Origin of the sequence: Williamsia sp. CHRR-6 (assembly GCF_018474015.1) — a bacterium.
Taxonomy (GTDB): domain Bacteria; phylum Actinomycetota; class Actinomycetes; order Mycobacteriales; family Mycobacteriaceae; genus Williamsia_A.
In genome coordinates this window covers 437,625-451,346 of the sequence record NZ_JAHCSG010000001.1, presented here as the reverse complement: position 1 = coordinate 451,346, position 13,722 = coordinate 437,625, and the positions used below count along the sequence as shown (strand labels likewise).

General features: G+C 66.8%; 12 protein-coding genes and 1 pseudogene. 4 read left to right on the top strand and 9 right to left on the bottom strand.

What is annotated here, in order from left to right; translation table 11 throughout:
• Positions 1-78: 78 nt before the first annotated feature.
• Both KIK15_RS02065 and KIK15_RS02060 read right to left on the bottom strand, forming a co-directional pair.
• Positions 79-1,038 (bottom strand): SDR family NAD(P)-dependent oxidoreductase, encoded by a 960-nt coding sequence (locus KIK15_RS02065; RefSeq protein WP_214242485.1) that lies wholly within the window; start codon positions 1,036-1,038, stop codon positions 79-81.
• 59 nt (positions 1,039-1,097) lie between these two features.
• Entirely contained in the window at positions 1,098-1,994 is an 897-nt protein-coding gene (locus tag KIK15_RS02060; RefSeq protein WP_214242484.1) for a hydroxymethylglutaryl-CoA lyase, read from the bottom strand.
• A gap of 179 nt (positions 1,995-2,173) precedes the next feature.
• Here KIK15_RS02060 and KIK15_RS02055 point away from each other — a divergent pair, with 179 nt between their 5' ends.
• Entirely contained in the window at positions 2,174-3,646 is a 1,473-nt protein-coding gene (locus KIK15_RS02055; protein ID WP_214242483.1) for an alpha/beta hydrolase family protein, read from the top strand.
• A 4-nt stretch (positions 3,647-3,650) separates the two neighbouring features.
• Here KIK15_RS02055 and KIK15_RS02050 read toward each other — a convergent pair whose 3' ends face one another.
• The gene (locus KIK15_RS02050) at positions 3,651-4,127 is read right to left on the bottom strand and encodes an NUDIX domain-containing protein (RefSeq protein WP_214242482.1); all 477 of its coding nucleotides are present in this window, start codon (positions 4,125-4,127) and stop codon (positions 3,651-3,653) included.
• Between the two features lie 103 nt (positions 4,128-4,230).
• Here KIK15_RS02050 and KIK15_RS02045 point away from each other — a divergent pair, with 103 nt between their 5' ends.
• Complete coding sequence (locus tag KIK15_RS02045; protein ID WP_214242481.1) at positions 4,231-5,319, top strand: NADH:flavin oxidoreductase/NADH oxidase; 1,089 nt, start codon at positions 4,231-4,233, stop codon at positions 5,317-5,319.
• 5 nt (positions 5,320-5,324) lie between these two features.
• Here the strand turns inward: KIK15_RS02045 and KIK15_RS02040 are convergent, their stop codons facing one another.
• The 4 genes from KIK15_RS02040 to KIK15_RS02030 all read right to left on the bottom strand — a co-directional run bounded on the left by KIK15_RS02040 (position 5,325) and on the right by KIK15_RS02030 (position 9,034).
• The gene (locus KIK15_RS02040) at positions 5,325-7,511 is read right to left on the bottom strand and encodes an ATP-dependent DNA helicase RecQ (RefSeq protein WP_214242480.1); all 2,187 of its coding nucleotides are present in this window, start codon (positions 7,509-7,511) and stop codon (positions 5,325-5,327) included.
• Between the two features lie 216 nt (positions 7,512-7,727).
• A complete protein-coding gene (locus KIK15_RS02035) occupies positions 7,728-7,931 on the bottom strand; it encodes a cold-shock protein (RefSeq protein ID WP_214242479.1) in 204 nt (67 codons plus the stop codon).
• Between the two features lie 239 nt (positions 7,932-8,170).
• On the bottom strand, positions 8,171-8,296 hold the full coding sequence (locus KIK15_RS18680) for a hypothetical protein (protein ID WP_307851695.1): 126 nt from the start codon (positions 8,294-8,296) through the stop codon (positions 8,171-8,173).
• Positions 8,297-8,353: 57 nt separating this feature from the next.
• Positions 8,354-9,034 carry an LLM class flavin-dependent oxidoreductase gene (locus KIK15_RS02030; protein ID WP_307851694.1) on the bottom strand — a complete coding sequence of 227 codons (681 nt, stop codon included), beginning with the start codon at positions 9,032-9,034 and terminating at the stop codon, positions 8,354-8,356.
• A 125-nt stretch (positions 9,035-9,159) separates the two neighbouring features.
• Here KIK15_RS02030 and KIK15_RS02025 point away from each other — a divergent pair, with 125 nt between their 5' ends.
• Positions 9,160-10,383, top strand: coding sequence for an acyl-CoA dehydrogenase family protein (locus KIK15_RS02025; protein WP_214242478.1), 1,224 nt, complete (start codon positions 9,160-9,162; stop codon positions 10,381-10,383).
• Between the two features lie 49 nt (positions 10,384-10,432).
• The gene (locus tag KIK15_RS02020; protein WP_214242477.1) at positions 10,433-11,797 is read left to right on the top strand and encodes a wax ester/triacylglycerol synthase domain-containing protein; all 1,365 of its coding nucleotides are present in this window, start codon (positions 10,433-10,435) and stop codon (positions 11,795-11,797) included.
• 208 nt (positions 11,798-12,005) lie between these two features.
• On the opposite strand, the gene KIK15_RS02015 is transcribed toward KIK15_RS02020, so the two are convergent.
• Together KIK15_RS02015 and KIK15_RS02010 are read right to left on the bottom strand one after the other, a co-directional pair.
• Complete coding sequence (locus KIK15_RS02015; RefSeq protein WP_214242476.1) at positions 12,006-12,860, bottom strand: hypothetical protein; 855 nt, start codon at positions 12,858-12,860, stop codon at positions 12,006-12,008.
• A gap of 85 nt (positions 12,861-12,945) precedes the next feature.
• Positions 12,946-13,257 (bottom strand): annotated as a pseudogene (locus tag KIK15_RS02010) (HhH-GPD-type base excision DNA repair protein); the annotation flags it as partial.
• Between the last annotated feature and the right edge of the window lie 465 nt (positions 13,258-13,722).

Sequence of the window (13,722 nt, the reverse complement as noted above, 5' to 3'; positions counted from 1 at the left end):
GGCGGATGGGGGCAACCCGTCCGCCGCAGTTGTGTGGCGACGGCCGCCGATCCGGATACCGCGGTCGACGCGTTGTCGCTAGAAGGTGACGCCGGTCGCGGCGGCGACGTGGTCCCACAGGGCGTGGCGAGCTGTGGGATCGTCGGATTGCCAGGGCAGGAAGTGAGTGGGTCGGACCCGTCGGTCGTGCCAGAACTTGCCCGTCGAGTCGAGTGCGAGCGGTGACGCGGCCAGCCAGACAGCAGTGTCGGCCCCGTCGCTCGCGGTCCGCAGCAGTGGCCCCAGCACCGTGTTGAAGCCGGGCATTGCCGCTGTCACACCGGGTGTCTTCGCCCAACCCGGATGCATGCTGTGGACGACCGGATCGTCTGGTGCGGTGAGTCTTTCGGCCAGCTGCTCGGTGATGACGACTTGCATACGTTTGGTTCGCGCGTAGGCGGTCATTCCCTTGTAGGTGCCCTGGGTGTACTTGAAATCGGTGAAGCGCAGCGGCACCGGGTACATGCCTCCGCTGGAGACGAACACCACCCGCGATCTGTGGTCGAAGGTGCCGCGCAGCGCTGCGGTGAGAGCTACTGGTCCGAGAACGTGTGTTGCGTAGGCAGATTCGTGCCCCTGGGACGACAGAGTCCGACTGTCGGGCATCACGCCCGCGCTGTGGACCAGTGCCTGTATTCGGGGCAGGTCAGCGCGCAGGTCGCGGGCGAGGACACTCACCGAATCCAGGTCGCTCAGGTCGGCTGGACGGATGACCACCTCGGCGCCGGGCACGGTTGACCGGATGTCGGCGGCGGTGGTCTCGAGTCGCGATGCGGTGCGGCCGATGAGGTGGACACGCGCGCCGAGGCGAGCCAGATCGAGAGCGGCGGCTGCCCCCAGGCCCGAACCGGCACCTGTGATCACCACGTCGACCGGGGTGTCAAACGCTGGAGGGTCGGGTGCCCAGAATCGTCGGCGGACGCTGGAACCGATCTTGGTGTAACCGGGCAGCACGGTGGTGTCGAGCAGCGTGTCGAGCGCACGATCGATTGTGTTCACTGCACCGAGGGTAGCGAGGGGGGTGGCCTGCGCGCGCTCGTGTCCGGACGGACACGGAACTAGGGAAAGCCGCCCGCCCGGCCGAGTAGCGCGGTGACCGGTGAGCCCAGTCGTTCGCCGATCCAGCGGGCGGTGTCGGTTACGGCTACCCCGTCGATGCCGGTGGCTACTTCTGAGCGTTCGAGCTGGTAGGTGAGGTCTTCAGTGGCGATGTTGCCGGTGGCTGCGGGGGCGAACGGGCATCCGCCGAACCCGCCGATGCTGGAGTCGAGGGCGCAGTCGCCGTGCTCCAGCGCAGTCAACGCGTTGGCGTAGCCGGTGTTGCGGGTGTTGTGGAAATGCCACCTGGTCGAGGTGTGGGGGGCGACGCGCGTCAACCCGGTGGCAATGGCCCGGACCTGCCTGGGCACTCCTACGCCGATGGTGTCGGCGATGGCGATCTCGTCGGGGCCGGCTGCTGCGACGCGCGCAGCGATGTCGACGACCCGGTCGGTGGGGACCTCGCCGCTGAACGGGCATCCGAATGACACGGCCAGGGTGACGGTGGTGAAGATGCCTGCCGCACGGGTGTGTGTGGCCATCCGTTCCCAACGGGCGACGCTTTCGGCTGCGTCGCACCCCTGGTTTCGCATGCTGAACTCGTCGCTGCACACCACAACGACGTTCACCTCGTCTACGCCGGCAGCCAGTGCTCGGTCGAGGCCGCGTTCGTTGAGGACCAGTCCGATGTAGGAGACGTCGTCGCGTCGGGGGAGTGCGGCCATCACGTCTTCGGCTCCGGCCATCTGCGGAACTCGGGCCGGATTGACGAAGCTGACTGCTTCGATGCGGCGCAGACCGGCGGCGACGGCGCGATTGATGAAGTCGACCCGGGTCGCCACAGACAGCACCGTGGCCTCGTTCTGCAGCCCGTCGCGGGGTCCGACCTCGACGATGTGTGTGCCGGTGCGGTCCATGGGTTCATGGGTATCACACCGGGTTGGGGTGATCGGCTGATGCGCGCGGACCACAGCCGCGACGGCGACACTTCTCCCGGTAACGTCAGGGCGCGCGAATCCGACATAGTCGGCAGACCGCGTGGTCGCCGATCACATGACCACGCATCGGGTCCGATCCGACACCAAGGGGCACCGCCATGAGCTGGACCATTCACACGCAACCGAGCGGTACTGCAGCGTTCCGATTGTTCCGGTCCAACCCTCGGGTGCTGCGTCCAGCGGTCATCGTGGTGTCGCTGAGTGTGCTGTTGTTCGCCGCGACCACGTTGTTCTCCACGAGCAACCGCGCGTCCGCCCTCGTCGGTCATGCCGAGGTCCTGCGTCCGGGGTGCACCTGGGATTCGTCGGGGAACTTTGTACAGAACTGCAAGGTGTACTCACCGTCGCAGCGCAAGACCGTGATCGTGCAGATCCGCGCATCCAACGACAGCACCCGCGGGGTCTACATGTTGGACGGGATGCGGGCTCGTGAGGATCGTTCCGCCTGGACGACAGATGTGCAGGCCAGCCGCGTCTATGACGGCAAGTCCAACGTCACCCTGGTGATGCCGGTCGGTGGGGCATCCTCGTTCTACACCGACTGGAACGCCGGGGCGGGTGCGGCCAACACCACCATCAAGCAGGAGACCTTCTTGACCGCGGAACTGCCTGACTACCTCGAGCGCAATTTCGGGGTGGCAAGGTCGGGCAACGCGATCGTGGGGATCTCGATGTCGGCGGGACCGGCGGTGACGTTGGCGCAGAAGCATCCTGAGCAGTTCAAGGTGGTGCAGGCGATGTCGGGGTATTACCAGATCAACAACCCCCTCGGGGCGCTCGGTGTCTTCGCCACCCAGAGCCTGGTGTCGAACTACACCAACGGCATCACCAACATGTGGGGGACGCCCGGTAGCGCCCAGTGGCAGCAGAACGACCCGTCGCAGAATCTCGACAAGCTCAAGCAGAACGGCCAGGTGCTCATCGTCTCGTCGGGCAACGGCTTTCTCACCCCGCAGGACATGGCGCGGCTGTCACCCCAGGACCGGATCAGTGCAGTGCTGCTGGAGGTGTTGTCGGCGGTGTCGACGGTGTTGTTCCAGCTGCAGAGCGCGCAGGCGGGGGTTTCGACCATCTCGCTGCCCAATTTCGGCGGCCACAACTGGGCCAACTGGAACCGGGGCCTGCAGGCTGGTCGTGACAAGGTCCTTGATGCGATGAAAGCGGCTCCGCCGGTCACCCAGAAGACCACGGTCCTGACCGCGCAGCAGATCGCTGCCGCCGGCGCGGCCCAGTCGGCCCAGTCGAGCACCAGCCCGTCGAGTTCGGCCCAGTCGAGTCAGCCCGGGTCGGCGTCCTCGAGTGCGCCCGCGCCGTCGTCTTCGGGCTTGCCGTCGTCCTCGGGCTCGCCGGCGTCGACGCCGGCCGGGGCGACCCCGTCGTCACCGGGCAGCCCGAGTGGCTCGGTACCCAGCAGCGTGGTGCCGACCACCACTACCGGCGTCGATCAGTCGGCCACCGGTCAGTCGGCCACTGTGGTGCCAAGTTCTGTCGGCGCATCGACGTGCGCCACCACGCCCCCGACCACCGTCCCTGTCACCACCATCCCCAGCTCGGGGGCGCCGACCTGCTGAACCGTCACCGTCGGGTGACAGTGAAGTGCGCGGCTGGATCGTCACTCAACGCGGTGTCGATCCGGTCGCGCATGTGGGCAGACATCGGCGGCAACGTCTCGATTGGGAACCATCGGCATTCGGTGTTCTCGTCATCGCCGACGACGGGATCACCTGCCAGCCAACGCATTCGGAAGGTGAGATCCAGATATTGGGTCACGTCGCCGTTGTCGTAGGTGACCACCGGGGTCACCCCGACTCCGGCCAGGCGGACGGGGACGGCGCGCACCCCGGTCTCCTCGGCGGTCTCGCGTACGGCCGCGTCTGCGGGCTGCTCGCCGGGATCGATGATCCCGGTGACCGGTGTCCATTCGCCGTTGTCGGCCCGCCGGACCAGCAGTACCCGATTGTCGTGCTCGACCACTGCGGTCACTCCCGACAGCCACAACGGGGCGTGACCGATGGTGGCACGCAGTTCGAGGATGAAATCCGGAGTCGGCACGAGGCTCAGCGTATCGCCGCACCGCGCGATGTCGATTCCGTCGCCGACGGCTCGCGCAGCCGACGCGGGAATGCGGTGCCGTCGTAACGAGTTGCCCATAGGCGTGACCAAACCACATCTGTTCGAGCCCATCACGATTCGCGATCTCACCATCGACAACCGCATCTGGCTGTCGCCGATGTGTCAGTACAGCTGCTTCGACGGCGACGGCGTTGCCACCGATTGGCATCTGGCTCATCTGGGCTCGTTTGCGATCGGCGGGTTCGGGCTGCTGATCGCCGAGGCCTCCGCAGTACGCCCCGATGGTCGGATCACCCCGCATGACACCGGAATCTGGAACGACGAGCAGGTCGCGGCCTGGCGGCGGATCACCGATTTCGTCCACGCCCAGGACTCGGCCATCGGGATTCAGCTCGCCCACGCCGGACGCAAGGCCTCCAACCACTCTCCGTTCGACCCGCGAACCGGAACTGTGTCGGTGGCCGAAGGTGGCTGGTCGACGGTGGCACCCTCAGCCATCGCCTTCGAGGGCTTCGACCCGCCGCGTGAGCTCACCGAACCCGAGATCGCCGAGCTGGTAGGAGAATTCGCCGAGGCCGCTCGACGTGCCGATTCCGCTGGGTTCGACGTGGTGGAGATCCACGCCGCGCACGGCTATCTGTTCCACCAGTTCTACTCTCCGCTGTCGAACGTGCGAACCGACGGCTACGGAGGCGATTTCGCCGGCCGTACCCGACTACTCATAGAAACCGTCGATGCGGTTCGCGATGTGTGGCCGGATGAGAAACCACTGTTCGTCCGGATCTCGGCCACCGACTGGACCGATGGCGGGTGGACGGTCGCCGACAGTGTCGAACTCGCAACCGTGCTGGGCGAGCACGGCGTGGATCTGGTCGACGTCTCCAGTGGCGGAAACGTGTTGGCTGACATCCCGATCGGCCCCGGCTATCAGGTGGCGGCGGCCGAGACCATTCGGCGCGACGCCAAGATCGCCACGGCGGCAGTCGGACTCATCACTGAACCGGCACAGGCCGAGACCATCGTGTCCACCGGACTGGCCGACGCGGTGCTGCTCGCACGTGCAGCCCTGCGCGAACCCGGCTGGCCGCTGCGGGCCGCGCACACACTGGGTCTGCACCCCGACGATGCGCCCTACCGTCCGCAGTACCGCCGAGGCGCGTGGCGTCGATAGCTTGCTCAGGCAGGGCGGTGGATAACCAGAGGGAGCACCGCGTGTGCACCTGCCGATCGCAACAGGGCGGCGGCGATTGTGGTGGGCCAGCCGGTGGAGGTCGAATCCACAACCAGCAGAACACAACTGCCCGCGACATCCGGCGAAGCGTGCAGTGCCGATCGCCAGAACGTGGCTTCGTCGGCGCCCGAGGACTGTCGTCCTGGTGAACCCTCGGTGTTCACTTCGAGGGTGGCGCGTGCGAGTTTGCCGACCGTGGCCAGATGCTCGGCCACCGCCGGACCCAGCGGACTCGGCGTGAGTGTCAGTGAGACCACGATATCGGGCCGGGTGCTCCAGGTCGCCCGCCACTGACTGAGGACCGACACCGCTGCGCGGGCGATCTCGTCGACCGCGGCGGAGTCGCCGGAGCGGGCCGCGGTCAGCGTGTCGATCCATTCGGGGGCGTCGGCGTGGATGAGTACGCGTCCAGGGTCGGCGGCCTGATCGGGCGGGATGCGACCCCTGGTCCCGAATGTGCCTCCAGGCCACATCTTTCGCGGTTCGAGCACCACGGCGCCGCTGCGGAGGGCGGCCGCTGCGGTGCGCACCGTGTCGTCCCGGGGGCGTTGGGTCATACCGTCGGACAACGTGCCCCGGCAGACCGAGCAGCGGCCGCATGGCGCTGCGTCGGGGTCGTCGAGCGATTCGACCAACAGTGCCATCAGGCAGCGCTCGCCACGGGTGTATGCGCGCATGATGTCGGCCTCACGCTTGCGGGTGGCGATGATGCCCGCGTAGTGCTCGGCGTCGTGATGCCAGGGAACCCCGGTCGACGTCCAGCCGCCCTCGACCCGATCGAGGGCGCCGTCGACCGCCAACTGTTTGAGCATCAACTCCACGCGGGTGCGCCGGATGCCGGTGGCCGCCTCGATCGCGATCGCCGACGACGGTTCGTCGGCGGCGGTGATGTGGTCTAGTACTCGGGCCATCTGATCGGGATCGGGGATGGTTGCGGTGGCGAAATGGTCCCAGATCCCCGCGTCGGCGGGAGAGGGGAGCAAGGCCACGACCGCGTGGTCGATCGCCCGTCCGGCACGTCCGACTTGCTGGTAGTAGGACACCGGCGAGGGGGGCGAACCGACGTGCACCACGAATCCGAGGTCAGGTTTGTCGTAGCCCATCCCCAGGGCCGAGGTGGCGACCAACGCCTTGATGTCGTTGTCGCGCAATCGGTCTTCGAGCTCGTGGCGTACCTGTGCGTCGAGCTGGCCGGTGTAGGCGGCCACCGAGACCTGGTCGCCGTGTACCGCTGTGATGGCGTCCACGAGCCGTCCCGCATCGGCGACGGTCAGCACGTAGACGATCCCCGATCCCGGCAGCGTCGGCAGATGGTCGATCACCCAGCCGTAGCGTTGGATGGGGCTCATCGCCTCGATCACGTTGAGCTGCAACGATCGCCGCGCCAGCGGCCCGCGCAACACCAGGGTGGCCGAGCCGAGTTGCGCGGCCACATCGGCGCTGACACGCGCGTTGGCGGTCGCGGTGGTGGCCAGGACCGACAGCGAGGTGTCGACCCCGGCCAGGACGTCGGCCACTCGACGGTAGTCGGGGCGGAAGTCGTGGCCCCAGTCGGAGATGGCGTGTGCCTCATCGATCACCAACAGGCCCAACCGGTCTCGCAACGAGTCGAGGACTCGCCGTCCGAAACCAGGGTTGGCCAGTCGCTCGGGAGACACCAGCAGCACATCGAGGTCACCGGATCGTAGATCGGCTTCGATCGCCGACCAGTCATCGATGTTCGACGAGTTCACGGTGGCCGCACGCAGCCCGGCGCGCTGCGCTGCGGCCACCTGATCGCGCATCAACGACAGCAGCGGAGACACGATCAGGGTGGGCCCGGCCCCCTCGGACCGCCGGATCGCGGTGGCCGCCCAGTAGACCGCAGACTTGCCCCATCCGGTCGCCTGCACGACGAGGACCCGCGCACCAGGGTCGCTGAGCGCCGCCACGGCGACCCGTTGGTCGGCCCGCAGGCCGGCGTCGCGACCGGCCAGCGCGACGATCACCGCATCGGCGGTCCGCGCTCGCTGCGATGTCCACGACGCCGGCAGCCCGGCCCCATCGGCGCAGGGGGCCGCGACGGGGGTGGGGGTGACTGTGGTGGGTTCGCCGCCGGTGTCGGCGGCGGGCTGCGGTGCTGGGCTGCTCATCACCACGACCGTACCGCGCATGTCAGCGGAGTCCACGCGAGTGATCGAGTCACTGTGCACACCGGGGATCTGGGGATGGTCGGCATCGACCCTGATCCGACCGGTCGCGTACAAGCAGACCGAAAACCTTTGTCGGCGGCAGCATTCGAATGAAAACGAACAACCCCGCAGCTGCCGTCACCGGCTGCTGCGGGGTTGCTACGGGTGAGACGAGGCTCAGATGGCGTTGACGCCGACGGCCTGCGGGCCCTTGGCACCCTGCTCGGTCTCGAAGCTCACGCGATCGTTCTCGTTGAGGCTGCGGAATCCGCCGCCCTGGATCTCGCTGTAGTGGACGAAGACATCCTTGCCGCCGTCGTCGGGGGTGATGAAGCCGAAGCCCTTGTCAGCGTTGAACCACTTGACAGTTCCCTGAGTCATGGGAGATTTCCTTTTGTTACGTGATGGTCGAGAGGTCACCGTGTGCGACTTCTCGGGTGCGTCCACAACGGGTGCGAAGGAGATCCTGGAATGGTCCCGACGCGCTCGCGTGTAAATTCTTGCGAGCGACAATCGAACACAAAAACTTGTACCGAGGAACAGTCAACAGGTCGCGGTGATCCGTGTCAACCCGCTCACGGGTGAATTCCAGTATGGGTTGCGGTGCAACCCGATCGATCTCAGCTCCCGAGGACCTCAGCGGCCACCTCGTCGAGGACGTCGAGCCTGGCGCGATACGGCTCGGTGTCGCGGGGCCAGTGGCAGATCACATCACTGAAGCCGAGCTCTTCGGCGCGGCCGGTCATGTCGATGAATTGTTGTTTGCCGGCAAGGGAATTCGCGGGCCCGGAGTCGAGGCTGACTTAGGTGGGGAAGTCGGCTCGGGAACGTTGGGCCGCGGCCAGCTCCTCGTCGAGGATTGTGCTCGCTGCGGTCACCGCCGCGAACCATTCGCTCGCGGTGTCCGATCGAGGCCCGGTGGTGATCCAGCCGTCGCCGTGGCGTGCGGCGAATCGGACGGAGCGTGGTCCATTACCGGCGAGTAGAAACGGGTTCTGTGGACGAATGGGCTCAGAATTCAGTCGCATGTCGGTGGTGGCGAAGTAGTCACCGGCCACGGTGACGTGATCCTCGCGCAACACCCGGTCGAGCAACTCGGTGAACTCCTGCAATCGATCCACCCGGCGACCGGGAGGCAGACCGGGCTCGCCGAGGATGGCCGCGTCGGGATCGCCGCCGGCGCCGAGCCCGATCAGCAAGCGGTCGCCGGAGACGTCGGCGAGGGTTTGTAATTCACGCGCGAACGGCGTCGGGTGGCGAAAGTTGGGTGAGGCGACGAACATTCCGAGCTTGATCGTGGAGGTGGCCAAGGCGGCGGCGGTCAGCGTGGGAGTGGCGGCGTACCAGCGCGACTCGGGCAGACCGCCCCACACGACATGGTCGTATGTCCAGGCGTGGTGGAAGCCGAGCTGCTCGGCCCGCTGCCAGTTCGGCCGCGCCGTCGACCAGCGGTGTTCAGGCAGGATGCAGATGCCGTAGCGCATGAGGCAACGCTATCGCCCCGGCGCCGGGGTGCGCCGAAGTCCGGCCGGGTGTCGTGCTCGGACCATTTGGACCTGCCTTGATCGCAACCCTCGTCGGTCTCGGGTCGCGAGCACAGACTGACGCGGTGACTACTTCTTCTGCCGCTCAGACCTACTCCGACGCCGATCTCACCGCGGTCTTCGCGCCCGTGTTCGCGCAGATCGCCCAGGGCGCCGTAGACCGCGAGATCGATCGTCGCCTCGCCTTCGACGAGGTGGCGCTTCTCCGCGAAGCCAAGTTCGGTGCCCTGCGGGTGCCGGTGGAGTTCGGTGGGTATGGCGCGTCGGTGCGTCAGTTGTTCTCGCTGCTGATCGATCTGGCGGCGGCGGAATCGAATCTGCCGCAGGCACTTCGAGTGCACTGGTCGTTCGTCGAGGATCAGCGGCTGAGCACCGACTCGCGATCGCGCGAGCAGTGGTTGCGTGCGGTCGCCGAGGGTCGGCTGGTCGGCAACGCGATCACCGAACCCGGCGTGGGTGCGGTGGATCGCTACCGCACGACGTTGACCGGAACCGACGATGCGTTGCGGCTCAACGGAACCAAGTACTACAGCACCGGCAGCCTGTATGCCGACCACATCCTGGTCGCCGCTGATCGGGACGGCGAACGGGTGGGTGTCCTGGTCGACGGCGATGCGCCCGGGGTGACCCAGCATGATGACTGGGACGGCTTCGGTCAACGACTCACCGCCTCGGGCACCACCGAGTTCAGCGATGTGGCGGTGCCCGCCGATCGGGTACTCGGGCCGGGATACGGTGCGCCCGGCCGCACCTACGGGACGTCCTATCTGCAGCTGGTACAACTCGCCGTGCTGGCCGGGATCGCCCAGCGCGCCACCGATGACACCGCAGCCTGGGTCCGTGACCGCACACGCAGCTATACCCATGCCGTTGCTGACCTGCCGCGCCACGATCCGTTGGTACAACAGGTGATCGGGCGACTGTCCAGCGTGGCGTTCACCGCACGGGCCACCGTGCTGGCCGTCGCCGACACCCTGGATGCTGCGCTCGATGACGCGCAGGCGCGTGGTTCCTTCGACGACGCCCTGCTCGACACCGCCGAGTTGGCGGCCGCGCGTGCCCAGGCAACCGTCATCGATCAGGTGGTGGCGGCCACCAGCCACCTGTTCGAGGTGGGTGGGGCTTCCATCGTCTCCGAGCGCCTGCGCCTGGATCGCCACTGGCGCAACGCTCGCACGATCTCGGTGCACAACCCGCTGATCTACAAGCTGCAGTCGGTGGGTGCACACGTGCTCAACGGCGAGGACCTGCCCTACGCGTGGAGCGCGGGAGCGCGCCCGTCGGCCTGACCCGTCGAGAGGTTCCTCGCACCTGTTAGCGTCGGTCGACGTGCAGCGAATGTCGTCGACCGACGTCACCACCCACTGGATGTCGGCGGTCATCCCCAATGACCAATTCCTGCTGTACTCCTTTGTCGGCGTTGACCTCTCGCCGGCAGAGGTGGCATCAACCCTGGCCCAGCGTGCGGCCGGGCTCGCCGAACTGCGGCTGCGGGTTCTCGAGGTGCCCGGATCGTTGGACTATCCGTACTGGGTTCGGGCACAGCCGGAGGCCGAGCAGGTTCGAGTGCACACGGCCGATGATTGGTCGCACTGCCTGAGTCTGCTCGCACAGGCCATGGGCGATCAGCTCGACACCCGTCGCCAGGTGTGGCGACTGCACGTGTTCACCCCGGTGGGTGATGTGCCCGGATCGCGCGGTCAGCAGTCGACGGTGGTGGTCGTGCAGATGGCCCATGCGCTGGCCGACGGAACCGGCGCGTCTGCGATTGCGCGGGAGCTGTTCTCCACCACAACATGTTCGGGCACAACAGCATCGGGCACAGCAGGTTCGGGCACAACAGGTTTGGGGACCGGGCGCTCGGTGTCCACGCCTGTCCTCGAACGACTCCCAGGCCTGGCTGTGGTTGCGGCGCTGACGGGTGTGCTCCGGACGCCGGTGGCGCTGGGATCGGTGCTGGCGCGTGCGCCACGCGCCCATCGTGCCCACCGCAGGCGCGAGGCCGACATCGCCGCCGGGCGGATGTCGGCCGCCGACAGCGGCGCCACGCCCTGTGTGGTGAACGTGCACCCTGGTGACCGTCGCCGACTGGCGGTGGTGCCGGTGGCCGCGGCACGGCTGCGGCGAATCGGTGGGTCGGTCACCGTGGGCGCCCTGGTCATCGTGGGGGAGGCCCTGTCGAGCTACCTCGAGGTGGACTCGGGCCTGCGGGCCGAGGTGGCGATGGCGCTGCCGCCGCGCTCTCAGGGCAACGTGGGCAACAGTTTTCGAATGGTCGGGGTGGATCTGGCGGTCGACGAACCAGACCGTGATCGTCGAGCCGCCCGGATCCGCGCCGATCTCGACGCGGCACGCCGGCGCGGGACACACCCTGCGGTGGTGGCCGAGGCGGCGGTGCTGCGGGCGCTACCGGCCGTGCTGGTCCGCCACGGAGTGCGAAGTTTCGACGCTTCGGTGCGACCCGAGACCGTCACCGGCAACACCGTGGTCTCCAGCGTCGATCGGGGCGCGGCCGATCTGCGACTGGGCGAGGGCCGGGTGCAGCTCACGGCCGGATTCCCCGCCCTGTCACCCATGCAGTCGCTGACCCACGGGGTGCATGGGATCGGCAACACGGTCGCGTTGTCGGTGTGTGCCAGCCCCGATGTCGTCGACGTCGCACATTATCGAGCTCTGCTCGCCGCAGCCGCCGAACGCCGATGACAGCAACGCACCGGGGGCACTGTCGGACCATGGTCGAGCGCTGGGGCCATCTGGCACACTTGTATGCATGAGTGACAATGAATCGGCTACGGCCTGCGCAAACCCGAACTGCACCTGTACTGATTGCAACTGCGGCCCCACCTGCAGCTGCACCTCCAACGACACCTGAGCCGGACGGCCGACGGCCGCCACGCGCGGCGCGGTGAGCTCAGTGTTGGGCTAAGCCGTTGAGCTCGGGAGTGGACGGACGGCCCCGGCTGAGGCGTTTGGGCAGCCGGCCGGCCAGATCGCTCAGCGGTGTCACGGCATTGTTGAGGATGTCGACCGCGTCGCGCAGCTCGTGAACCGTTTCCTGGATGGCGATGATGCTGGGCGCCAGCATGGTGATCACCTCGGTCAGCTCGGTGATCCGGTCGATCGGACCGCCGTGCGCGATCGCCCGTTCCACCGCGCCGTTCTCGCCCACGAGCTGGTCGAGTAGCCCGCCGTCGTCGACCAGTCGGTCGATGATGCCACCCTGATCGGTCATCTTCTTCAGGAGACCCTCTTCGGCGGTCAGCTTGTCGACGATGCCGCCCTTGCTGGTCAGCCGTTCCAGGATGCCTTCGTTCTCGGTGAATTGATCGATCACCCCGCCCTCGCGGCTCAACCGATCCAGCGGGCCGTCCTTGGCCACCAGCCGTTGCAGGATGCCGTGGTCATCGGCCATCTGATCCAGCAGCCCACCCCGCTGGGTGAGCTTCTCCAGCGAACCGTCTTTCTCGGTGAGCCGGTCCACCACACCGCCTGGCTGCAACAGTCGATCCAGTGGCCCGCCGGCGGCGAGGATGCGGCCGATGGGGCGATCGGGACCCAGCAGCTCGGCGATCTGACCGATCAGTTGCAGCGGGGTGCGGGCCGAGAAGTTGTCGTCTTCGACGCCGATCAGCGCATTCACCTCGTGTGCGACGTTCTCGAAGGTGAGGCGGGCGATGGTCACGCTGGATTCGACGGCTGCGAGCGCCACCCCGGTGACGGCGAAGCCGACCTTGAAGGGCACCTCATAGGCGAGCTTTACATCCATGGGTGACAGCGTATGTCATCGCGGTGTGACCCAAGCCGCATCGGTGGCGCAAACCGTGTCTGGCCGAGCACCTCGCGTGAACCGGTTATCCGGCTGCGGCTTTCGCTTTCTGCTCCTTCTTGAAGGCCCGAACCTTGACCAGCGAATCGGCGTCGACGACATCGGCTACCGATCGATAGCCCTTCTTGCCGTAGTCGCCGACCGCAGTGGTCCAGCCGCGTGGTGTCACGCCGAGTTGCTTGGCCAGCAGGGCGGTGAAGATCTTGGCCTTTTGTGCACCGAAGCCGGGTAGCTCCTGCAGTCGCGCCACCAGGTCGGCACCGGTGGTCGCCTCGGTCCAGATCCGGGCGGTCTCGCCGTCGTACTTCTCGACGATCACCGAGGCCAACGCCTGCATACCAATCAAGACGACGTTCTTGGAGATCCCGGGCCGTGGCCGGTTCCAGTGGATCAACCAGGACTTGTTCGTCTAATCACGGACCTGGGGTGTGGGCGTTCTGGCAGGTCCGCTCACACCCCGACGTGGTCCGCGCCCGCAAGACATTCATTACCGTATTTGTGGGTATTGACTCAGGCCGAGTTGTGCTGGAGCGAGACGAGGGCGACTCATCGGAGACTTCCCCCAGCTTTGGCTTAACGGCGAGTTGTGGGACTGATCGGTAAAGTGTAAAGGAGGCTTGACATGGCATGACTAACCAAGCAGGATTAGTGTCGTTTGACACTGCACCGCAAGCAGGTTCGGCCGGTTTAAAATACGCGACTTACCCGCTATTGCCAGCTCGGGCAACAAATTCTTGAGATGCACAGGAAGAAGGTTTCGCTAAGTTAGCGATGGGTGTGGTTCAAACACCCTAGGGTTTGT